The organism is Runella limosa DSM 17973 (genome assembly GCF_000482465.1).
In the GTDB taxonomy this organism is placed as follows: Bacteria; Bacteroidota; Bacteroidia; order Cytophagales; family Spirosomataceae; genus Runella; species Runella limosa.
Window position 1 is genome coordinate 100,008 of the sequence record NZ_KI519426.1, and the last position, 21,563, is coordinate 121,570.

A 21,563-nucleotide genomic window follows, 5' to 3' on the forward strand; every position below is an offset into this window, starting at 1 on the left:
CACGCAGAAATTTAGCGCTAGAAACTTTCTCTTTGAAGCCAACTAGTAGGGGAAATGCCAAAGTGTTTTTTAAAGGCTTTGCTAAACGAATGGATGTCAGCAAAACCAGAGGCGATTGCAGCTTCTGTTACGGATGCACGTTCGCAGTGAAGCAGCTGAGTGGCGTGATTTAGGCGTTTTTGGTGGAGGTACTGGTGGGGAGTTTGGCCAAAAACTTGTTTAAAAAGACGAAAAAAATGATATTCTGAAAGGCAAGCCTCGGTAGCGACGGTTTCAATAGTCAGTGGAAATTGAAAAAGCGCATCGATGCACTCTTTGCCCCGATGAAGTCGGCGATAGAGGTCTTTTTTTGTGGAGGGTTTAAGGCTAGGGATGGAATGAAGTTGCGTAAAAACAGGTATTTGGTCGGCAACGATTAGTTCCGAAAGCTTATAAAAAAACTCATTTTCAATAGGAGCGCTCAATAGGTCATTCTGTAAAAAATCAGTGTGAAGTTGCCGTAAAAGACGCCCTAAGTGGGTGTTAGTGGCCGAATATTGTTGTTCCAAAAAAAGATGTGAGCTAAAAAAATGGCCTAAATTCGCGTCGGGATAAGCCGTATCTGGTCGCTGGCGACTGGCTACGACGTCGGCCAATAACTCAGGTACTATATTGATGCAAATTCCTTTCACAAATTCGCCTTTGTCTATTTCTACGTGACCATCGCTGGTATTGTTAGATAGCAAATAGTTGCCCGCTTCCACGGGGTACGCCTGCCCGTTGAGGGTATAATGTTCGACCCCGTTGAGTACATATTTGATGGCAAAACCGTGGGATTTGATGGGATGGTAAAATTCTTTCAATGACGAAACCACCAGCAAATTGTTGCGGTAATTGACCCCCTCCAGTACATTTTTGTTTTGCTCCGACAAATGAATCATGGCGTTTTAAAGCGATAATTTCTCAAATAAAGTACTTATCCATTGCCAACAACCGATTATTTGATGAGTGGTGTAATTTTAATTTTTATGTACATTTGAACGTCCACCTACCCATCACGCAACAAACCTCTTACAAATATGATTGAACATTTTCCTTTTTTTCTCGCGCTGATTGTCGTCATTTTGTTACTGATTATGCTGGCCGACAGGATAAAAGTAGCATACCCTGTGCTGTTGGTCATCACGGGCTTAATCATCAGTTTTGTTCCTGGTATCCCGAAAATACAAATCAAACCTGAGTTAATATTTATCATTTTCCTGCCGCCGTTGTTGTACGATGCTGCCTTTGCAATGTCGTGGAAAGAACTGTGGCGTTGGAGGCGCATTGTCGGTAGTTTTGCATTTGTTGTGGTATTTCTAACGGCCTTTTCGGTGGCGTTGGTTGCCAATTGGTGCATTCCTGGTATTTCGTTGGCATTGGGCTTTTTGTTGGGTGGTATTGTTTCTCCGCCCGATGCAGTGAGTGCCAGTGCGATTTTGAAGTTTGTCAAATTGCCACGACGAATGTCCTCAATCATGGAAGGAGAAAGCCTACTCAATGATGCTTCCTCGCTGATTATCTTTCGTTTTGCCATGCTTACCGTCGCTACGGGTCAGTTTGTTTGGCACGAAGCCGCGCTAAGTTTTGGGTGGATGGTCATTGGTGGTTCGCTGATTGGGTTAGCGGTAGGGTGGTTGTTTATGAAAGCCCATCAACTATTGCCTACCGAGGCCAACATAGACATTGTGCTTTCGTTTGTGACGCCTTATGTGATGTACATCGCGGCCGAAGAAGTCCACAGTTCGGGGGTCTTGGCGGTGGTGAGTGGTGGGTTGTTATTGGCCAATCGCAGACATCTCTTTCTCTCAAGTTCGTCACGTTTACGGGGGGTAAATGTTTGGCAAAGCTTTGTTTTTGTGCTCAACGGCGTGGTCTTTTTACTGATTGGCTTGGACTTGCCCGAAATCCACGAAGGGCTCGAACAAGAGGGAATCGCTTTCCCGCTGGCCATTGGATATGGCTTGGTCATTACCGCCGTGCTCATCATTGGACGAATTATCGCTTCATTTGGCGCGGTGGTTACGACCAAAATAATGAGCCATTTTATACAAGTAGCCGACCCCAACCCAGGCTGGAAAGCACCCGTTGTTTTGAGTTGGTCGGGGATGCGTGGCGTGGTGTCGTTGGCGGCGGCGCTTTCCATTCCTGTAGAGATAAACGGCGTTCCTTTTCCCCACCGAAACCTTATCTTGTTCATTACGTTTGTGGTGATTCTTACGACGTTGGTACTCCAAGGACTTACACTACCGTGGCTGATTAAAAAACTGGAATTGCCCGATTATGGGGATTATTTGCCCGAAGAAGAAACCGAAGCAATGTTAAAGAGGGGAATGGCCGAACATTCGTTGCAGTATTTTCACCAAAACTACCGTAAACACCTCGTTACGAATGAAATACTACGGACTAAAGTGGCATTTTGGGAACAAAAAAGCCATGAAGAACCTGAAGAACTGACTGAAGAAACCAAGCGCATTTACTTGGATGTATTGGAACAACAGCGGCTTTGGCTACAAAATAAAAACAATACAGATGATAAAATCGACGAAGAAGTTGTGCGAAAACTGTTGCACGGAATTGACCTAGATGAAGAGAAATTGAGGTACTCGTAACAGCGTGGGGAGGATGTAAGCATCCTCCCCACTGGCTATCTAAAAAGTAAAACCTACGCTGATTTGTCCCACGGAATTTTTGGCATTACCCATAAATACCTTGGCGGCATCGCTCGTTGCTACTGGGCGAAGCCCGTAATTGTAGCGCGTACCAATCATTAATTTGCCAAAATAAATACTCAAACCTGCCGAAAGTCCGTAGTCAATTTCGTTGAAATTGCCCTTGCCAAGTTCGATTTGACTTGACCCTACGTCGCTTTTACTTTTGGTGTTGGCATTGAGCAAATAGCCCCCGTAACCACCTGCGTGTAGGTCAACAAAATTGCCAATTTTATACGTTAGCAAAACAGGAACTTCTACATAATCGAGGCTAAAAGTGTTTTCTCCTTGAAAAGTATTGAGAACGTTGTACCTGGCCGTCGTTCCTTTGTTGCTGTACCCAATTTCGGGCTGGAGGTACAATTTGTTTTTCACCAATGGTAATTGGGTAAACAAACTCGCGTGAAAGCCGTAGCGAGGATTGCGGTCGGTGACTTCGTCGATGTACATATTCGAGGCGTTTAGTCCACCACGGATACCTGTTCTTGCTCTGTTTTCGGAGTCTTGAGCGAATGAAGTAAGGGCTGATGCTACAAAAGCAATGGCTAAAATGATGTGTTTGCGATTCATGGCGATTGTTGATTTTAATGTTTAATAATGGTTGAATTTGGGCAAAAGCGGGTTGCGAGTGACCCGTTCCACTAAAATGTATATCGGATTGAAATGGCGGCTTCGTCGCCCCAAAAACCATTGTCCACGCTGAAATTGAGGGTTGGTTTCCAGTCAATGCCGATGTTGATGGGTACTTCACGGAAGTTGTACTCTAGCCCTAAAATCGCATCTAGTCCTGCGATGCTCGACCGCTGATACGGGGCGTAGCCACGGTTTCCTTCCCCCCAAATATAGACGTGGGCTCCCGCGCCATAGATGAAATTGAGGCGATTGACACCCAAAAAGCGGGTGTGTCCTTCGATAAGCCCCGTCAGACCTACACCCCGCCAACGGGTAGAAACAATTCCTTCAAGGGCGACATTCCGCTTGGTAAAGTGCTTGATGGTGATACCGTTGGTAGAGCCTAAACGTAGTCCTACGGCAGTGCGGTAGTCTTGGGCAGAAGCGCTAAAGGCAGTGGTGAAAGCGGCTAATAGCGCGATGATGAAGATGCGAGTTCTCATGGTTTTGGTCTATTAAAATAAGTTAGGTATGGTGATTACTGGGCATTAAAGGCCGATTGAGCGGCTTGTTGTTTTAATTTTTCGTTGGCAAAAATTCCAATTTCTACCCGACGATTTTGCTGGCGTCCCGTTTCGGATGCGTTGCTCGCTACGGGATTTGCTTCGCCCAAACCAATCAGTTTTACCCGATTTGAGGCAACACCTTCGCCTACCAAGAAATTGGATACCGCAGCTGCGCGTTGTTCTGACAAGGTTTTGTTGAAGGCTTCGCTGCCCACGTTGTCAGTGTTTCCTTCAATAAGCAAATTGGTGTGGTCGTCGCTTTTAAGGGTGGCGGCCATTTTTCTCAAATTACCGAGTGTTTCGGGACGAAGCTTGGCCGAGCCAAAGTCAAACAGGAGTTGGTCGTTCATCGTGAGTTTTACACCCTCTCCAACGCGTTCTACTTTGGTATCAGGACCCAAATCTTGGCGAAGTTTTTCAGCCCTCTTGTCCATCGACTGTCCGATGATGGCACCTGTTGCGCCGCCGACGGTTGCGCCAATGATGGCTCCAATGGCGGTATTTCGGTTGTTTTTACCAATGATTCCTCCAATAACTGCTCCCGCTCCTGCACCAATCAAAGCGCCTGACTGCGTTTTTTTGAGCTTGGTTTTGGTCGTTTTTTTCTTCGACGATGTTTGTGCTTGCGAAGGTATATAAAGGCTCGGTGCTAATAATCCGAAACAAAGTAAGTAGGTGATGATGCTCGTTTTCATACTGTGTTGATGTTAAAGATTGACACAGTAAAATCTAAAAAAGCTGTTCCAGTTATTATTGAATTTTATGTTAAATATTTGATGTTCAGTATTTTGCGTTGATTTTTATTAAATTTTTGAGTGAGTAAAAAATGTAGAATATTTTCCCCGTTTTTCCCAAATGGCCACAAAAAAAAGCTACACCAAAATTGATGCAGCTTTCGAAACATATAAAAAGCGGAAACCTTATTATTCTTGAAAAACTTGTACGTTGACCGTGAGCGATTGCAAATTGGCCGCTCCAAACTGTGTGACCATGGCTACGTCGGCGGCATCACGGCCGTAGCCAAGTACGACCCGACAGCCTTGCGTTTGAGGTTGAACAGCATCAAAGGTGTACCATTGATTCCCAACGTACGCTTCAAACCACGCGTGGAGATCCATGTATTCGAGTTGGTCCAAAAAGCCTACCGTCATGCGGGCAGGAATGGACAAACTTCGGCACAATGCAATGGCAAGGTGGGTAAAGTCACGACAAACTCCCACGCGCTGTTGGGCAATATCGAGGGCTGTGGTAGTGGCGTTGGTGGTGCCATATTGGTAGCTAATCGACTGATTAATCCACGTTCTAATCGCTTCCACCTGGGCATAACCCAGTTCAGAATTTCCAACAATTTCTCTTGCCAGATTCTGAATATCAATTAAATCAGATTGGCAATACCGACTAGCCAACAAATACATCATCACTTCATTGGGAAGTTCGGCCACGGGCACGTACGCGGGCAAAGGAAGTGCAGGCGCAAGGTATGGCTGCACAAGTGCTTCAACGTCGGTTGTGATAGTGACATCGCCAGCGGGCAAAATCGCACGTTGACATTGATTGCCGTAAGCATCAATGTATTCGGTAAACTGCACACTTGGCTGGATATTAAATTGCTCTTTTACAATAGATTGCCCGTCGTGGCGATACGGGCGAAGCATCATCTGAACAGGAACAGGCTGGGGAATTTGGTAAATGAGGGTACTTTGGCCTTGGAGTTTCATGAGAGGAAGTGAAAAAATCCAGCTCCTGAATGGAGCTGGATAGGGGTGTAATGGCTAGTTCTCAAAATCTTTTTGCATGGCGTCAATGCGGTCGTTGAGGTCGCGTTTAAACTGCTTCCAGTCGCGCTTAACGTCTTTTTTTACCTCCGCCAAATCATCGTTAAGGTCGTTCAAGTTTTCTTTCAACTTGTCACGTCTTGCTTCTAATTTATCTTTTTCTTTGGCCGAAGCCTTTTTGATTTTTGCGTTTAGCTCGTCAAGCTCACTGTTGATGATTTGGCGGCGATTTTCAATTTTAAGCGATAGCTCTTCGCGCGCTTCTTTTATTTCTTCCGCCGTTTCTTCTTTGGCTTCTTTTACGTCTTCGGCTACGTTGTCAGCCGCATCTTTTACCTCATCTTGGGCATTTTGTACGTTGTCGGCTACATCGCGTTTTTCTTCGCGTGAGCAGCTTGACAATGAGATTGTTCCGAATGCCAACATGGCGGCGACGATGATGGTTACTTTTTTCATGATTTTGTGATGTTTATGAGTGAAAAGTGTATTTAATCCAATGAATAAATCAGAGCGCAGTAAGGCCCGAGTGGAATATTAACGAGTAAATTTTCGTCGTTATTGGTCTTGTTTGCGATTACGTCGCTCGCAAAATGATTACCAAATTCGGCATCATATCCCTCCCAGTCGCTGTTAAATTGAAGTCGCCAAAGTCCTTGTTTGGGAAATCGGAGCGTCAAGGGGTTAATAGCTTTTTGGGAAAAATTGATAATGACGATGGTATTATCTTTACTACCGCCATTTTTGAAACGGTAGAAGGCAATGATTTTCTGTTCGCGGTTGAGATAGAACGGTATGGCATGTTGACCAGTTAGTCCCGCCGTGGTTTGTCGTTGATTCAACCGCAAATGAATGAGGTCTCTATAAAGTTTTGAAATACCTTTATGCGCCGAAAATAGGCTCCAATCAATCGGGTCGGTATCATCAAACCATTTGTCTTCGAGCAATGCCTGTCCTTGAAAAAGCATCGGAATGCCTGGCGAAGTGAGTGTAAGCACGGCCCCTAAAATGGAACGTTTCTTGGCATACCAGTTATCGACGTCGCCTTCTCCCGCAATTTCCTGAACGACCCGCGCCTTGCCGTTGGCTACCTCATCGTGCGATTCGGTATAAATGACCCTTTGAAAAGCGTCGTTGTTGTATTTGTGCGTAATAGCATGGACAATTGCATCCATGTTTCGGTCGGCGTCGTGCATGGCAATGATGGCCTCTCGTACGGGATGGACAAACTGGGCATCCCATTGGCTACTGTACCCAAGCCCACCGTTTGTGACACTATCGGTGATGGATGAAAGGGTGTGGAGGTCTTCGGCAACGGTAAATTTGTGGGGAAATTTTTCCCTGATTTCCGAATTAATCCACTGTATCAATGAATAGCCTTCTGCTAAATCGTTGTCGGGATTTCCGTCGGCGTTGACATTTCGCATGTACGGAATCATGTCCATTCGGAGGCCATCCAAACGGTATTCTTCGAGCCACATCAGGGCGTTGTCACGAATATACTGGCGCACTTCTGGCCGACCGTAATCGGGACGGGTGTCTCCCCAAGGGGTATTGGCTCGCCAATCGTTGTAAAAATAAATTCCTCCAAGATTGTTTTCACTCCAGCCATCAAACTGCCATAAGTCCATGTCAGTGGGGCCAAAATGGTTATAAACGACGTCCAAAATAACGGCAATGCCTTTTTCGTGGGCGGCTTTTACAAAACTTTTTAATCCCAATGGGCCACCATATTCCGACTCCACGGCGAAGGGATGCGCGGGGTTATATCCCCACGAGTATCCGCCAGGAAATTCGGCAATGGGCATAATTTCTACGGCATTGATTCCTAGTGCTTTAAGGTAGTCGAGGCGTTCGATAGCTGAATAAAAATCGCCAATTTGACCTTCTCCTTTTACGTTAAAAGTCCCAATGTGCAGTTCATAAATGACCATTTCGTTCCAGTTGTGCATTTGAAAAGAGTCGTCATTTTCCCAATCAAAATGTGGGTCATGCACGATGCTGTTGCCAACCGAATTAGTCAATTGTCGGGCATAAGGGTCGTTACGCATCAATTCGCCCACCTCGGTGAAAAGCACGTATTTGTATTCTTGTCCAATTTTTGCGTCTGAAACATTGACCGACCAATACCCATTTTCTTCGTGCGAAAGGGGCATTGCTTCATTGTTCCAACCGTTGAAATCTCCAACTACCGATACTGCTTTGGCGTTGGGAGCCCAAACCCGAAACGAAACACCTTCCGAATGTGGTACGGCTCCCATGCCAGCAATGGTACTTGCTTGTATGTCTGAGATTTCAATTGTTTTCATGGCGTAAGTATTGTTTTCTAGTGGTTTACAATCTTGCTATTTGATATAAAAATCGTATGCCAAGTCTATTCGATACCAATATTGGGCAAAAATTGGGGAATTTATTCCCCGATATTACGATGCTTTTTTGACGGGTTTTTTCTTGTGGAAAATAGCTTTTACTTCATCGGTAGTTTCGTGGATGGTTTCTACCAGTTCCCGTTCAAGGGCCTGAATTTTGGTGCTTTTCAGTTCGCGTTCTTTGTCCACCTCAGGTTCTCCCAAGACGTAACCGTAGGGTTTTAGGTAAGAAACCGAGTCAAAAATGACTTTCAGGATGGCTGTCAGTGGTAAAGCGAGGGCCATTCCTGCAATACCCCACAGCATTTCGCAGAGAAACAAAGCGACAATGGCAGCCAGTGGGTTGATGCTGATTTTGGAGCCTACGATGTAGGGTGTAATAAAATTTCCTTCTAAAATTTGGACAAAGAAAAAGATGCCCGCCACGCCAAGGGCATACATGGGTGATTCTTTGGTGACAAGTGCCACCACGATGGGGAGAATAGAGCCAATGAGTATTCCAAAGTACGGAATGATGAGCAAAATGGCCGCCAAAAAACCAAAGAAAAAGGCCGATTGAATACCCAAAGCCAACAGGCCAATCGAATTGAGCATACCTACAATCAGCGTCACCAGAAACAAGCCGTAGAGGTAGTTGTGTACTACTTCATAAATTTTGCTAAAAACGCCGTTCAGCTTCGACTTTGGGGTGTGACTAAAAACCTTGTACAAAAACTGCGTAAGCATGTTGCGGTAGTACAACACAAAAAAGATAAAAACGGGAACTATCGCGAGCATTCCGAGCATCGACCCCGTGGTTGTAACGGCCGACCCTACCATATCGCCGCTTTTGGAGCTTAGGTTTTGGGTATATTCTTGCAGCTTATTGACTTGCATTTTGTGCGAAATCTTCAAATGCTCGTATGCCCATTGCTGCATCTGCGCCGCATACGATTCTACCTTGGAAAGCATCTGAGGGAGCATTTGCATAAATTCGTTGACCTCGTACCCAATCACAAACCCAACCCCTACAAAAACAGCCGTAAAGGCTAAAATAGCGAGGGTGATGGCAAAGGCACTCGGAAGTCCTTTTTTTTCGAGCCATTGGGTAAGGGGAAACATGGCCATCGACAAAATGATGGAGAAGAGCAGCAGGGTAACAATAGACCCCAAAACGTGCATCCAGTACACCAATAATGTGATACTGAGCAATACGAAACCCAAGCGAGCAACGTACGGAAGCTGAAACGTGGTAGGCGGTGTGGTAGTCGGTGGCATACGAGTAAAGGTTAAAAGACCTGTACTGTATGCTTAAATCATTGTTCCACTGTTTTTTGGGAAAAGTTCGTAGATGTTTTTCCCCAACTTCCCGAAAGTTTAAAACTTTCGGGAAGGTTACTCGCTAAGGGACTCCTACTATGTATTATTTGATTTTGGTATCATTTGATTATCAGATTGATAACGTCTTCATGTAGGTTGCATCATTTTTCAAACTGGCTAAAGGAGATACTGGATACTGTTCTTGTTCAACAATATAGTGCTTAATCCCACTGTTTAGCGCTATATGTATTGTCTTTTTAAAATCAACCGTTCCTTTACCTAAATCATCCTGAACAGGTTTGCCGTTTTCTTTTCGGTAGTCCTTAATATGGCATAGCTCATATCGTTGTCCATATTTTTTTAGATGTGATTCGGTATCTACGCCAGCCACATCAATCCAGCAAAGATCTAGCTCAAAAATGACATTTTTAGGGTCGGTATTGGCCAACAGATATTCCTGAGGAAGCTTGCCTTCCAGCGGTTTAAAGGAATAATCATGGTTATGATAGCCAAATTTTAGGCCTGCTTTGCTCACTTCTTCGCCTACCTGATTTAGTTGGTCGGTTACCCTTTTCCAATCATCCCAGGTCTTTTGAGCGCCGATATAGGGGCATAGAAGGTAGCTCAAGCCAACTTTTGCGGCCATTTCAATATTTTTTTTCAATTCATCAGGTTTGTCTTTGATGCCCATGTAGTTGAAGTGGGTGCTTATCATTTTTACGCCGATACCATCCAAAAACGATTTGGCTTCTGCGGGCTCCATGCCCCACAAAAAGCCTTTGGCACCGCTAAAGCTCTCAAATTGCCTATAACCCATTTCAGCCAACTCGGTCATCACTTTTTTGGGGTTTTCATTGATAATGGTTCGTACACTGAAAAGTTGTACTCCAAATGGGCTGATGTTTTTTTGAGGTGCATTGGCTAATCCATCCAAATAAGAAAGTGAATATGCTCCTGCGGTGAGTAAGCAACTCTGTTTAAACAAATCTCTTCTTGTCATGTTATTTACTTTAATAATAAGATTGATTTAAAGTTGTTTTAACTTAATATTACGAAATGAAATGCCCTTTGCCCAATCCTGTAAGGCAATTCGCCCCTGAATGTATTTACCAAATTCAGGAAAATTCTTGAAACCACTATTGGCAATCATGTCTTTCCACCCTTGTGAGGTTAAATCTACTTGGGCGGTCATCACCCCGTTTAAATAAAACTCCACTTTCCCATTTTCTTGTTTGATTTCCGACTGATTCCATTGGCCAGCAGGCTTGGGTTCAACAGGGTTTTTGGGCGAAAAAAAGCCGTACAAAGTCCCTGCCCACTTTTTGTCACTTACTTTGTAATCAGGGTTCGTATTTTCTAATAGCTGATACTCAGGGCCAGATGCCCAAACGAGAGGGATTTCTGGTTTTTCTTGCACATTGAAAAACACACCGCTATTGCCCCCTTCTGAAATACTCCACTCAAATTTTAAATAATAATTTTTGTATTCTTTGTCTGTGACTAAGTCACCGTGCTCCGATTTGGCATCATTCGGGTTGCAATACAAAACACCCTGTTTCACAATCCAGGCAGATTGTGTTTTGTTGGTATTATAGAGGTGCCATCCTTTCGTCGTCTTTCCATCAAATAACAACATCCATCCTTCTTTCTTTTCTTGGGGCGTAAGTTGATTAATGGGATCTTCCTTGTGTGAAAAAGAGGTTAATAAACAGCTTGTAATACCCATAGCGATTACAAGAGAACTCAGGTTTGTTTTCATAGTGTTAAGGTAATTGTTGTTTCGTTGTCATCTATTTTGAGCTTTTTTAAAAAATCGCGTACTTTATACGCAAAACTACACAAACTTTTCGCGTAAAAAATACGCGAACAATAATTTTTTATGAATTTTCAAGAAGAAGTACAAAAATTTATACAAGAGCACTTTCAGAATACATTGCCAACCATTGCGTTGGATTTGGTCATTTTTGGATTTCACGAAAATCAGTTGAAAGTCTTGCTACTCCGATGGAAAGGGGGGGACTACTGGATGCTGCCTGGTGGCCGAGTGTACAAGAAAGAAGACGTCGATGACGCCGCCACTCGCATTCTTCGAGAGCGTACAAAGCTGGAAATGCTATTTTTACAACAATTTCATGTCTTTGGGAAGTTGAATCGTTCGTCCTACTTTTCTGCTCAAGAGACCTATAAACTTTTAGGTATTGAAAATTTGTACAGCCCTGATTTCAGGGATGTGTCCGTGGGTTACTATGCTTTAGTTGAATATACCAAAGTAAACCCAGTGGCTGATAATTTTTCTGATGAATGCCGTTGGTGGTCTATTGATGAGCTTCCCTGTTTGCTTTTTGACCATAACGACATTATTCGGGTAGCCCTCAAAACACTCCGACGACAACTGAGCTATCAGCCCGTGGGATATAACTTACTGCCTGAGATATTTAGCATGACCGACTTACAAAGTCTGTATGAAACCATTTTAGGGCGTCAATTGGATCGGCGTAATTTCTATAAACAGATGATGACTTACGGTATTTTAGAGCTTTCAGAAAGCAGCCCCAAAATTGCAAGCCGTAAAACGCCCTATTTATACCGCTTTAAAAAAGAACGATACGAACAACTTTTAGACGATGAAGAACTAACAATTGGTTAAAATGGCTGTACCTACTTTTTCTAACTCCCAACCTTAATTCCATGAAATTTTCCCTTATTGTAGCGCTTTTTTGTAGCCTATTAACCGCATCATCTTGTTTGACTTCGGTTGGACAAGTACCGATAAAAGACCTCAAAAAACAAAACTGGTTTACTTCTGGAGAAACCAGTTTTCAGAGCAATGTGCTTACCCTTGTTGGGACTGACAGTTACGCACGACTCAAAAAAGGCAATTACCAAGATTTTGATTTATCTCTCGAACTTCGGACGCGCCGAGGAGGCAAAGGCTATGTCAGTATCCATACAGATCAAACGGGCAAAGGCCATCGTATTGCCATTGATAATGACCTAAACAACGCTGTCTGGTGGAAAAAAACGGGCAGTCTAATCACCGTTCGAAATCTGACTAAAAGCCTGGCAAAGGATAATGAATGGTTTCAACTGAGTATTAAAGTTCAAGGTCAGCGTATTACTGTGGAGGTCAACAGGCAGCTTGTCGTCGATTATACAGAACCCGTCCAACCCCTTCGATTGAAACCGAACCGTGCCGCTCTATTGTCGGCAGGAACGATTGCTATTACCAGTACAGGCAAGGGGGAAATAGACCTTAGGCGTGTCTCCATTTCAGAATTGGACAGTAAAAATCTAGACAAGGCGGCGCAATTGGCGGAGGCGATTGATGAGCAAACAGACCCCATTATACGGTTGCACCAAGAAGATTTTCCTGTTTTAGATTACCATGTGCATCTAAAAGGAACCCTCACGAAGAATGTTGCAGCAGCCCAATCCCGTAAAATAGGAATTAATTATGCCATTGCTCCTAATGCAGGCGTAGGATTCCCTTTACACGACGACGATGGTATTAATCGCTATTTGGATACGATGAAAAATGTACCCTTCCTATTGCCAATGCAAGCAGAAGGTCGTGATTGGGTAGGCGCTTTTAGCGAACCTGCTTTAAAACGATTTGATTTCCTTTTTACGGATGCTGAAACATTTACTGATTTGAAGGGGCGAAAAACTCGTTTATGGGTTGAAAACGAGGTGTTTATCGACAATGAGCAAGCGTATATGGAGTTGATTGTCGATAAAATTATTGGGGTACTTCAGGAGCCAGTTGACATATACGTTAATCCGTTTTTTTTGCCTAAGGTTTTGCAAGCCAGGGCCGAGGAATTATGGACACCCGAGCGAAAGACAAAAGTAATTACAGCTTTGGCTAAAAGTGGCAAGGCAATGGAGATAAATAATCGTTATAAAATCCCAAGCGCAGCGATTATTCAGGAGGCAAAGGCGGCTGGTATAAAATTTAGTTTTGGGACAAATAACGTAACGTCAGAATTGGGTAAGCTTGAGTATTGTCTTCAAATGAAAGAGAAATGCTTAATTCAGGCTGAGGATATGTATAAACCAAGGATTAGTAACTAATTCTTCCCCACCCGAAAGTTTTAAACTTTCGGGTGGGGAAGGGAAAATTTACTTGATTCGAGTGGGATTTTCACTCACAAAAGCTGACCAACCGCCCTTCTTAGCCCCTTTCTTTTTGGCTGCGGCCGAAGGTAAGGCGTTGGCGTGGTAATGATGGCAAATGGCAATGGCTACGGCATCGGTGGCATCGAGGTATTCAGGTTGTAGTGGCATCTTTAGAATACTTTCCAACATAAAAGCTACTTGTTCTTTAGAGGCGTTGCCGTTGCCCGTCACCGACATTTTTACGGTCTTGGGCGAATATTCCACAATCGGAATGTTTCGGTTGAGCGCAGCGGCCATCGCTACCCCCTGAGCACGCCCCAATTTCAGCATGGATTGGGGGTTTTTTCCGTAAAAGGGGTCTTCTATGGCCATTTCGTCGGGCAAAAATTCCTCAATAAGTTGGGTGATACGGTCAAAAATTTTCTTCAGTTTTAGTTCATGGCTACTATATTTGTCGAGTTTTAAGACGCCGTATTGAAGTAAGTCGATACGCGCACCGATAATACGAATGACACCATACCCTGCGATACGGGTTCCAGGGTCAATCCCTAAAATAATTTTTTCAGTCAGATTTGATTGTTGATCTTGCATGACGCAAAGTAACAGCCCTTCGTGGTTTTCTCGGCTTTCTTCGCTCAAAAAAATCACTTGGGTGTTCAAATGGCTCCTTTTTTTTGGGATGCTGCTCTACCTGTACGTCAGCGTGAAGGCCAAAGGGCAAAGTTTGGGGGAAGTATATCGGCTCTTGCTTTTTCATTTGCAGCAAGGTCATTGGGGAATCCTCGGGTTAGCCCTTTTCTTGACCCCCATCAACTGGGCTTGCGAAAGCCGTAAATGGCAACTTTTGGCCCAAAAAATCGAAAAAATCAGTTTTGGACAAGCTTTTCAAGGGGTTCTTTCGGGGCTGGCTTTGGGGTTTTTAATGCCCAACAACGTCGGTGATGCGGCAGGAAGGGTACTTTCGTTACATAGCGACCAACGGCTGTCGGGGGTAGGGGCAGCGCTGCTTTCCAATGGATTACAGTTTTTTGTGTCCCTGTTTTTTGGTACGTTGGGCTGGGGTTTTTGGGTATATCATCAACCTACTTTACAACAATGGCCGCAGCTATTGCTTCTACTGGCCTTGGTGATGACCCTTGTTTTTGGCGTAGTATTGGTGGCCAAACGTGGCGAAGCCGAGCAGTTCTTGGTTCGTTTTCGATTGTTTCGATGGGTGGATCCTTACGTAAAAGTCATTGCAGAATATACACTATCCGAAATTGGTCGGGCGTTTCGTTGGGCAATCTTGCGTTATGGTGTTTTTACCCTTCAGTTTGCGTTGCTACTTTGGCTTTTTGAGATAAATCTCCCTTTCGACGTAGCCATAGCGGGTATATTTTTGGTGTTTTTTGCCAAAACCCTCATTCCTGCCCTCAATTTTTTGGGCGATTTGGGTATCCGCGAAGCTTCTTCCCTTTACGTTTTTAGCTTTTATGACGTCGAGCCAACTCGAATTTTAGCAGTAACGCTGACCCTTTGGTGTATAAATATCCTTCTTCCTGTACTGATAGGAACGATTTGGACTTTTAAACTAAAATGGTGGAACTGAGGTGTTATGTGAGTCAGGTTGCTCACAACCTGACCTAAGTATTGTTCTGATTAAAAACTATTGTTTATTCAAAAACCTTCAGCAATTGACTCACTGTTTTGTCCGAAAGCTGGAAAAGGCTATTTGGTAAAATCCCAATGAGGAACGCCAATAAACCAAGCGGCACCAACATCCATTTTTCACGCGCATCGAGGTCATACAAAACCACCAAATCGTCTTGATTTTTGGCCCATAATTTCCCCAAAAACATTCGTTGGAGTGTCCATAAGAAATAAGCAGCGGCTAAAATAATACCTATCGTACCAAGGGCTGCTACCCAAGTTGGAACTACTGCTGATTTGAAACCTCCCATAAGAGTAAACAATTCGCCCACAAAGCCCGAAAAACCTGGTAAACCCAGCGAAGCAAAAAAGGCCACTCCCGTAAGCACAGTATAAATAGGCATGGGACCAATCAGCCCACGGTAGCTGTCGATGAGACGGTTGTGGGTACGGTCGTAAAGGACACCCACCACCAAAAATAACATGGCCGAAAGTACCCCGTGGCTCACCATCTGGTAAATGGCACCGTTGATACCTTCCGACGTAAGCGAAGCAATTCCGAGTACCACAAAACCCATGTGCGACACCGACGAATAAGCAATCATTTTTTTGAGGTCGTTTTGAGCAAGGGCATTAAAACCCCCATAAACAATCGAAATGACGCCCAAAAGTGCCAACACAAAAGCGTATTCGTTGGCCGCATCGGGGAAAATAGGGTAGGCGATTCGCAACAAACCATAGCCCCCAATTTTCAGCAAAATCCCCGCAAGCACCACTGATACAGGCGTTGGTGCCTCCACGTGGGCGTCGGGTAGCCACGTATGCAAAGGGACAATGGGAAGTTTGATGGCAAAACCAATAAACAACAACCAAAAAGCCAACATCCGAGACGGAATCCCAAACAAATTGACTTCACCCGATAATGACAATAAGCTATTGGGCAAATAGTTGCGCATATCAGTCATGTAACGAAGGTCGAAGGTATGCACCATCGTTTGGGTCAACTGTGACTCAACAGGGTCGATAACCGACATGTATAACGCAATCATTACAATCAGAATGAGCAATGACCCAACAAGCGTATAAAGGAAAAATTTAATCGACGCATATTCGCGGCGGGGTCCTCCCCACAGCCCAATCAGAAAATACATGGGCAGGAGCATAAACTCAAAGAAGAGGAAAAACAGGAAGAAGTCGAGGGCGATAAAACAGCCTGTGATACTGGTAGTTAACAGTAAATACAAGGAAAAATAAGCCTTTTCGCGTTTGTCGATGTGCCACGAAGAAATGGCTCCCACCAGCATAACTACCGACGTCAGCAAGACCATCGGAAAACTAATGCCGTCAAGTCCCAAAAGATAATCAATGGAAACGGTGCCCATATTTCCCAACGAAAGCGTAATCCAATCTGCTTTTTCCACAAATTGGTGGGCGGGGTTGGAGGTGTCGTACATAGAGTATAAAACCCCCGATACAAGCACTTGACAAGCCGTAAAAAACAACGTAATCCATTTGTACGTATGCTTAAAACGGTTAGAAATCAGTAGAATAGCAATCGTACCTACCAAGGGGTGAAATACAAAAAAAGAAAGTAGATAAGGTATCTTCATAACTTAGTTTCAGTGGAGTACCCACAGGATAACAGCGATAATTCCTACGAGAACGACTACAAAATAAGATTGGGCTTGGCCATTTTGGAGGTTGCGGGTTCGGCTACCGACAAACCTTGCCAGCCAGGCCGCACCGTTGACTGCTCCATCGACGACCATTCGGTCAAAACGACCAATAATATGAGCGACAATGACGGTTAAATAAGCAAATCCATTGACGGTTACATCCACAATTTTATGATCGAGATGATACAGCCATTGTCCAATTTTTTGGAGAGGACTTATTAAAAATAAAAACTGCTCCGTTTCGGGGTCATGCTCTCTCAGGATTTGGAGTTGATGCTTGACCGAATCCCAACCCTGTTCGTATGCTTTTTTGATGGTATCGTGCAATGTCCCAAATTGCTGAACAATAGATGGAATGTTGTGATTAAAAGTACAAATGTATCCCAAACTAATGCCTATTGCTGCGACAATTACTGATAAAGTAGCAACGATGGTATGCCACTCATGACTAAATTTACTAGGAAAAAGTTGGAAAAACCAACCGTGTGCGGCGTCTAAGGGGTTGATTGAAAACCACACAAAAACCGACAATCCTGCCAACAAAACCATCGGTAGCTGCATGAGTTTATCGGCTTCGTGTATTTCGTGAGAATGAATCACGGCTTCAGAAGTAGGTCGGGATAGAAAGACCAAACGCCATTGTTTCGTAATATAAAAGGCCGTTAGTCCAGCTGAGAGAAGGGCTGCAACGGGTAACACGTACGCAATGGCAGTTCGTTGCGAAGCCCAAGCAAATGCTTCAACCAAGATTGCGTCTTTTGATAAAAAACCAGAAAAGAATGGCAAGCCTGCCAGTGCAGCGGCGCAAATCGAATAAGCGATAAAAGTAACTTTCATTTTGGGGCGGAGATTGCCCATCTGTCGCATGTCTTGGGTATGTACGGCGTGGATAACGGCTCCCGCGCACAAAAATAATCCTGCTTTGAAAAAAGCGTGGGTCAGCAAGTGAAACAGCGCTGCTTCACGCGCCCCAATACCCATCCCGAGTACCATCAAACCAAGTTGAGAAATGGTGGAGTAGGCCAAAAGTTTTTTGATGTCGGTTTGAAAAATAGCGCGGTAAGCGCCCAACACCATGGTGATTCCGCCAATGATGGCGATGATGGTAAGGGCGTCGGGCGTGAGTAAAAAATAAATTCGTGCCAACAAAAAAATCCCCGCAGCCACCATTGTTGCGGCGTGAATCAGTGCCGAAACGGGCGTTGGGCCTTCCATGGCATCAGGTAGCCAAGCCGAAAGGGGAAATTGCGCCGATTTTCCCACCGCTCCGCAAAAAAGTAAAAGTCCAATGAGTGTTACCTCATTACCAGAAACAGCAAACGGCAAACTGTTGACCGTAAACTGCGAACTTAGCACCGATAACTCGCTCGTCCCGAAATACCAAAATAGAAGCAAAATTCCCATTAAAAAGCCTGCGTCGCCAATTCGGTTGAGGAGAAAAGCTTTTTTTGCCGCCCAAACAGCCCGTGGTTTTTCGTACCAAAATCCAATTAGTAAATAGGAAGATAAACCCACCAATTCCCAACCTACGTACATTAAAAATAGGTTGCCAGCGAGCACAATCAATAACATCGAAAAGACAAACACGCCCAAAAAGGCAAAATATCGCCAACGACCCGCATCGTCGTGCATGTAGCTGATGGAGAAAAGCTGAACCAACAACGCCACAAAATGCACAAGAACCAGCATGATGAGCGTAAGGTTGTCGGTTTGAAGCGACAGCGTAAATGATTTTTCTTTGAGCACAAACCACTCAACGGAAAATTGCTGCGGAGCATGAACCCACGATTGAAACAAATAAAGAGAGATACCAAGCCCGAGGAGAGAAACAAAGGATGCGACCCAACCTGCCCAAGCATTGGCTTTTTTGCCTACCGACAACAGCCCGAGGCAACTAACCAAGGGCAAAAAAAGAAGAATGAGTAGCTTTGAAAACATTCAAACGTTAGCCTTTTGCGAGGGCAAAAGTAAAAACTATCTGCCAACTTTCAGAAGTTTACTGCAAAGCTGTTTCTAAAATTTAACAGAAGAGTAATGATTTTGACTAAGTTTCTTTAATTTTCAACTGAATTTACTCGTATGTAGTACTACGAATCGCAAGTGGTGGTTAGGGAAATGGCTTTTATGATCAAAAATGGACTTTTGTGGGTGGTATTTGTGCTGATGACGGCGTCGTTGTGGGCACAGAAGCCCACTATTGAACGTCCCGACACCCGAAAACCCCAGAAAGTCAAAGATACATCGCGCGTTTCTTCCCCCATCGACAGCCTGTTTAAAGCGAAATTAGATGCCCCTACAGCCAAAGATACAGCCTTTGGAAAAACGGCTAAAAAGGTGATTCCCAAGACGTTCTATAATGTATTGTTTCGAGATATTGATCGGCACATTGACTCGGGACAAGTGGCCCAAATGGAACAAAATCCGCACTTGCCGTTTGCGGGCCGTTGGATTCGCGAAATTTATATCCATAGTTTAGATGTTTTTGGTTACAGTGTGCATGATACCTTACAAGTGCCAGGAAATTGGACTGAACGCACAGGAAATAAATTGCACCGAAGTACCCGCGAACGAACCATTTTAAGAAATTATCTTTTTTTTGAGGAAGGCGACGTGATTGACCCCGAAAAAATGCGCGACAATGAACGTTATTTGCGTCAACAGGGGATTTTCCACGACGCACGCATTGTCATTGTACCCTTTCGTAATGCCAAAGATGCCGTCGATGTCCACGTTTATACCCAAGATTTGTGGTCGTTGCTGCCCGATGGGTCGGCCTCAAATTTTGACAATTTTACGATTGGCATAGAACAACGGAATTTTCGCGGCTTGGGGCAGTCGTTCAAAAATACGGTTTCTTACAATGGCCGCGACGAACGACAGCGTTTGGAATATGCAGGGCGCTATTTTATCCCTTCTTTTGGCAAAACGTTCGTAGCGGGGGAGGGGATACTCAACGTGCAACGCGACCAAAAACAACTTTCTTTTAAAGCCTATCGTCCTTTCCTAACCCCCCAAATGAAATATGCGGGAGCGATAGAATTAGGATACTACAATCGTCGGTTGTTTGAATTTACCCTCGATTCCCTGACTGGGCGCTCCGTTAGGAATTATTTCTGGTCGCAGTATGTATTGTTTGATGCGTGGATGGGGCGCTCTTTTCGTATATTTTTTGGAGATGATAAACTGCGTGAACGGGCTCGGTTTGTGGTGGCTTTGCGGCATACACGCCAATCTTTTTATAATCGTGACCGCAGCGTGACCGATAGCACCAATCAGCTCTTCCAAAATACCCGCCCAACTTTGTTGAGCATTGGGTACTCCAACCGCCGATACCAGCGCGATTTGCTCATTTATGGTTTTGGCCGAACGGAAGACGTGCCCGTGGGAGATTTGGTGTCGTTTGTTTATGGCAGCGACCCCGCCGAATTGGGCGACCGAAAGTACATCGGGTTAAAATATTCGAGGGCGCGTTACATTAAAATCGGGTACTTATACAACCTCACCAACCTTGGTACTTATATAAAAGAAGGGGCTACTGAGCAAGGGGTTTTTAGCACCGAAAACAATTACTTTACCCCTTTGCATCGCTTTGGAGGGGAGTGGTACGCGCGGCATTTTATCAACTTAAAATTCGCTTGGGGGTTCAATCGGTTTGCGAATGAATATTTTAACATAAGTGGCAACGAAGGTATTAAGGGCATTTCCAGCGACGAGCTGCGCGGTACCCGAAAATTGGTCATTGGTGCGGAGACGGTTTTTTTTAGTCCACTCAATTTTTTGGGTTTTCGGGTAGCGCCTTTTACTTTTGCCGATTTGGGATGGACTGCCTTTAGTGGACAATATCTGTTCCGAAACAAACCTTTTGCTGGTTATGGACTCGGATTTAGGTTCCGAAACGAAAACTTGACGTTTACCACTTTTCAGGTTCGGTTGAGTATTTATTCGGGAATCCCAGACATTGGGCAGCCATTTCGGGCCAATTTTGATGGTGTTCCGCCGTTAAGATTTAGAGATTTTGACATCTCAGCACCAGAAATCGTTCAGTTTAAGTAAGTAGTTGAAATTTTCACAAAAACATAAGTTTCTTATAATCAATGAGTTGAGTTTTTTGTTTTAAATTTTTCTAAAAAAATAAATTAAATGTATTGACATATAATGTAAATACATCATATATTTGCAACGTCAAATATGACACACGTACCATGTCTATCGAAACTGACATCAAACAAACAAAGTTTAAAAACCCGTATCAGCGAGTCGCGATTAACTTGCTTTATACAACAAACTGGTTATCAAATAGTCAGGCTTGTCTATTGAAGCCTTATGATTTGACACCTCAGCAGTACAACGTATTACGCATATTGCGAGGTCAACATCCGAAGCCAGTACGAGTGAATGACATCATTGAGCGGATGCTTGACAAAATGTCGAACGCTTCTCGCTTGGTCGATAAGCTACTGGCAAAAGGGTACGTTCGCCGTACGGAATGCCCAAGTGACCGCCGAGCAGTAGATGTGGTAGTTACTGACGAAGGACTAACGATTTTGTTGGAGCTGGACAACATGCAGGAAGAATGGGAAAGCCAGCTCAAGCGGTTGACCGAAGAAGAAGCAAGCACACTAAGCGATTTGCTTGATCGTCTTCGGGGGTCATCCGCTGCTGAAGAAGGCCAGTGCCCATCTGTCGAAGAATAGGTTGATGCGAACTAATTTTGCGCGTTTGACTGTTGTAAAGTCAAAACCTATTAATTCGATAAACCTAGTTTGTAATTTAGTACATCTTTAACGTTTAA

The 21,563-nt window shown here is 44.2% G+C and carries 19 protein-coding genes; 6 read left to right on the forward strand and 13 right to left on the reverse strand.

Annotated elements, in window-relative coordinates:
• Positions 1–17: 17 nt before the first annotated feature.
• Positions 18–920 carry a helix-turn-helix domain-containing protein gene (locus tag K339_RS0125095; protein ID WP_028526067.1) on the reverse strand — a complete coding sequence of 301 codons (903 nt, stop codon included), beginning with the start codon at positions 918–920 and terminating at the stop codon, positions 18–20.
• A 138-nt stretch (positions 921–1,058) separates the two neighbouring features.
• Here K339_RS0125095 and K339_RS0125100 point away from each other — a divergent pair, with 138 nt between their 5' ends.
• Complete coding sequence (locus K339_RS0125100) at positions 1,059–2,630, forward strand: Na+/H+ antiporter (RefSeq protein ID WP_028526068.1); 1,572 nt, start codon at positions 1,059–1,061, stop codon at positions 2,628–2,630.
• A gap of 39 nt (positions 2,631–2,669) precedes the next feature.
• Here K339_RS0125100 and K339_RS0125105 read toward each other — a convergent pair whose 3' ends face one another.
• From K339_RS0125105 to K339_RS0125150, 9 genes are all read right to left on the reverse strand, one after another.
• Complete coding sequence (locus K339_RS0125105) at positions 2,670–3,299, reverse strand: porin family protein (protein WP_037301877.1); 630 nt, start codon at positions 3,297–3,299, stop codon at positions 2,670–2,672.
• 71 nt (positions 3,300–3,370) lie between these two features.
• The gene (locus tag K339_RS0125110; protein WP_028526070.1) at positions 3,371–3,844 is read right to left on the reverse strand and encodes a hypothetical protein; all 474 of its coding nucleotides are present in this window, start codon (positions 3,842–3,844) and stop codon (positions 3,371–3,373) included.
• Positions 3,845–3,879: 35 nt separating this feature from the next.
• Positions 3,880–4,602, reverse strand: a complete 723-nt coding sequence (locus K339_RS34765; protein ID WP_037301879.1) for a YiaD family glycine zipper/OmpA-like lipoprotein — start codon at positions 4,600–4,602, stop codon at positions 3,880–3,882.
• Between the two features lie 228 nt (positions 4,603–4,830).
• On the reverse strand, positions 4,831–5,625 hold the full coding sequence (locus tag K339_RS0125125; protein WP_028526071.1) for a transglutaminase domain-containing protein: 795 nt from the start codon (positions 5,623–5,625) through the stop codon (positions 4,831–4,833).
• Positions 5,626–5,679: 54 nt separating this feature from the next.
• On the reverse strand, positions 5,680–6,138 hold the full coding sequence (locus K339_RS0125130; protein WP_028526072.1) for a hypothetical protein: 459 nt from the start codon (positions 6,136–6,138) through the stop codon (positions 5,680–5,682).
• A gap of 32 nt (positions 6,139–6,170) precedes the next feature.
• Complete coding sequence (locus K339_RS0125135) at positions 6,171–7,988, reverse strand: alpha-amylase family glycosyl hydrolase (RefSeq protein ID WP_028526073.1); 1,818 nt, start codon at positions 7,986–7,988, stop codon at positions 6,171–6,173.
• Positions 7,989–8,102: 114 nt separating this feature from the next.
• Positions 8,103–9,305 carry an AI-2E family transporter gene (locus K339_RS0125140; protein ID WP_028526074.1) on the reverse strand — a complete coding sequence of 401 codons (1,203 nt, stop codon included), beginning with the start codon at positions 9,303–9,305 and terminating at the stop codon, positions 8,103–8,105.
• Between the two features lie 172 nt (positions 9,306–9,477).
• Positions 9,478–10,347, reverse strand: a complete 870-nt coding sequence (locus K339_RS0125145; RefSeq protein WP_028526075.1) for a sugar phosphate isomerase/epimerase family protein — start codon at positions 10,345–10,347, stop codon at positions 9,478–9,480.
• 27 nt (positions 10,348–10,374) lie between these two features.
• Positions 10,375–11,106, reverse strand: coding sequence for a 3-keto-disaccharide hydrolase (locus K339_RS0125150; protein ID WP_028526076.1), 732 nt, complete (start codon positions 11,104–11,106; stop codon positions 10,375–10,377).
• 120 nt (positions 11,107–11,226) lie between these two features.
• On the opposite strand from K339_RS0125150, the gene K339_RS0125155 reads away from it, so the two are divergent.
• On the forward strand, positions 11,227–11,994 hold the full coding sequence (locus K339_RS0125155) for an NUDIX hydrolase (RefSeq protein WP_028526077.1): 768 nt from the start codon (positions 11,227–11,229) through the stop codon (positions 11,992–11,994).
• A gap of 41 nt (positions 11,995–12,035) precedes the next feature.
• Entirely contained in the window at positions 12,036–13,421 is a 1,386-nt protein-coding gene (locus K339_RS0125160; RefSeq protein ID WP_028526078.1) for a DUF1080 domain-containing protein, read from the forward strand.
• A gap of 48 nt (positions 13,422–13,469) precedes the next feature.
• Here the strand turns inward: K339_RS0125160 and ruvC are convergent, their stop codons facing one another.
• A complete protein-coding gene (gene ruvC / locus K339_RS0125165) occupies positions 13,470–14,057 on the reverse strand; it encodes a crossover junction endodeoxyribonuclease RuvC (RefSeq protein ID WP_028526079.1) in 588 nt (195 codons plus the stop codon).
• On the opposite strand from ruvC, the gene K339_RS0125170 reads away from it, so the two are divergent.
• Complete coding sequence (locus K339_RS0125170) at positions 14,056–15,054, forward strand: lysylphosphatidylglycerol synthase domain-containing protein (protein WP_051398246.1); 999 nt, start codon at positions 14,056–14,058, stop codon at positions 15,052–15,054. The genes ruvC and K339_RS0125170 overlap by 2 nt on opposite strands.
• A gap of 64 nt (positions 15,055–15,118) precedes the next feature.
• Here the strand turns inward: K339_RS0125170 and K339_RS0125175 are convergent, their stop codons facing one another.
• Positions 15,119–16,705 (reverse strand): complex I subunit 4 family protein, encoded by a 1,587-nt coding sequence (locus tag K339_RS0125175; protein ID WP_028526081.1) that lies wholly within the window; start codon positions 16,703–16,705, stop codon positions 15,119–15,121.
• 9 nt (positions 16,706–16,714) lie between these two features.
• Positions 16,715–18,709: an NADH-quinone oxidoreductase subunit L gene (gene nuoL, locus K339_RS0125180; protein WP_028526082.1), complete on the reverse strand. Its 1,995-nt coding sequence runs from the start codon at positions 18,707–18,709 to the stop codon at positions 16,715–16,717.
• A gap of 177 nt (positions 18,710–18,886) precedes the next feature.
• Between nuoL and K339_RS34770 the strand changes: the two genes are divergently transcribed.
• Both K339_RS34770 and K339_RS34775 read left to right on the forward strand, forming a co-directional pair.
• The gene (locus K339_RS34770) at positions 18,887–20,824 is read left to right on the forward strand and encodes a BamA/TamA family outer membrane protein (RefSeq protein WP_051398247.1); all 1,938 of its coding nucleotides are present in this window, start codon (positions 18,887–18,889) and stop codon (positions 20,822–20,824) included.
• 149 nt (positions 20,825–20,973) lie between these two features.
• The gene (locus tag K339_RS34775; RefSeq protein ID WP_051398248.1) at positions 20,974–21,465 is read left to right on the forward strand and encodes a MarR family winged helix-turn-helix transcriptional regulator; all 492 of its coding nucleotides are present in this window, start codon (positions 20,974–20,976) and stop codon (positions 21,463–21,465) included.
• Positions 21,466–21,563 lie beyond the last annotated feature (98 nt).

Bases quoted from the DNA above. Each gene is read 5' to 3' on its own strand.
- K339_RS0125145 (WP_028526075.1), bottom strand. From the start codon at position 10,347: ATGACAAGAAGAGATTTGTTTAAACAGAGTTGCTTACTCACCGCAGGA.
- K339_RS0125105 (WP_037301877.1), bottom strand. From the start codon at position 3,299: ATGAATCGCAAACACATCATTTTAGCCATTGCTTTTGTAGCATCAGCC.
- K339_RS0125175 (WP_028526081.1), bottom strand. From the start codon at position 16,705: ATGAAGATACCTTATCTACTTTCTTTTTTTGTATTTCACCCCTTGGTA.
- K339_RS0125130 (WP_028526072.1), bottom strand. From the start codon at position 6,138: ATGAAAAAAGTAACCATCATCGTCGCCGCCATGTTGGCATTCGGAACA.
- K339_RS0125100 (WP_028526068.1), top strand. From the start codon at position 1,059: ATGATTGAACATTTTCCTTTTTTTCTCGCGCTGATTGTCGTCATTTTG.
- K339_RS0125095 (WP_028526067.1), bottom strand. From the start codon at position 920: ATGATTCATTTGTCGGAGCAAAACAAAAATGTACTGGAGGGGGTCAAT.
- K339_RS0125160 (WP_028526078.1), top strand. From the start codon at position 12,036: ATGAAATTTTCCCTTATTGTAGCGCTTTTTTGTAGCCTATTAACCGCA.
- nuoL (WP_028526082.1), bottom strand. From the start codon at position 18,709: ATGTTTTCAAAGCTACTCATTCTTCTTTTTTTGCCCTTGGTTAGTTGC.
- K339_RS0125150 (WP_028526076.1), bottom strand. From the start codon at position 11,106: ATGAAAACAAACCTGAGTTCTCTTGTAATCGCTATGGGTATTACAAGC.
- K339_RS0125140 (WP_028526074.1), bottom strand. From the start codon at position 9,305: ATGCCACCGACTACCACACCGCCTACCACGTTTCAGCTTCCGTACGTT.
- K339_RS34765 (WP_037301879.1), bottom strand. From the start codon at position 4,602: ATGAAAACGAGCATCATCACCTACTTACTTTGTTTCGGATTATTAGCA.
- ruvC (WP_028526079.1), bottom strand. From the start codon at position 14,057: ATGCAAGATCAACAATCAAATCTGACTGAAAAAATTATTTTAGGGATT.
- K339_RS0125125 (WP_028526071.1), bottom strand. From the start codon at position 5,625: ATGAAACTCCAAGGCCAAAGTACCCTCATTTACCAAATTCCCCAGCCT.
- K339_RS34770 (WP_051398247.1), top strand. From the start codon at position 18,887: ATGGCTTTTATGATCAAAAATGGACTTTTGTGGGTGGTATTTGTGCTG.
- K339_RS0125135 (WP_028526073.1), bottom strand. From the start codon at position 7,988: ATGAAAACAATTGAAATCTCAGACATACAAGCAAGTACCATTGCTGGC.
- K339_RS0125155 (WP_028526077.1), top strand. From the start codon at position 11,227: ATGAATTTTCAAGAAGAAGTACAAAAATTTATACAAGAGCACTTTCAG.
- K339_RS34775 (WP_051398248.1), top strand. From the start codon at position 20,974: ATGTCTATCGAAACTGACATCAAACAAACAAAGTTTAAAAACCCGTAT.
- K339_RS0125110 (WP_028526070.1), bottom strand. From the start codon at position 3,844: ATGAGAACTCGCATCTTCATCATCGCGCTATTAGCCGCTTTCACCACT.
- K339_RS0125170 (WP_051398246.1), top strand. From the start codon at position 14,056: ATGACGCAAAGTAACAGCCCTTCGTGGTTTTCTCGGCTTTCTTCGCTC.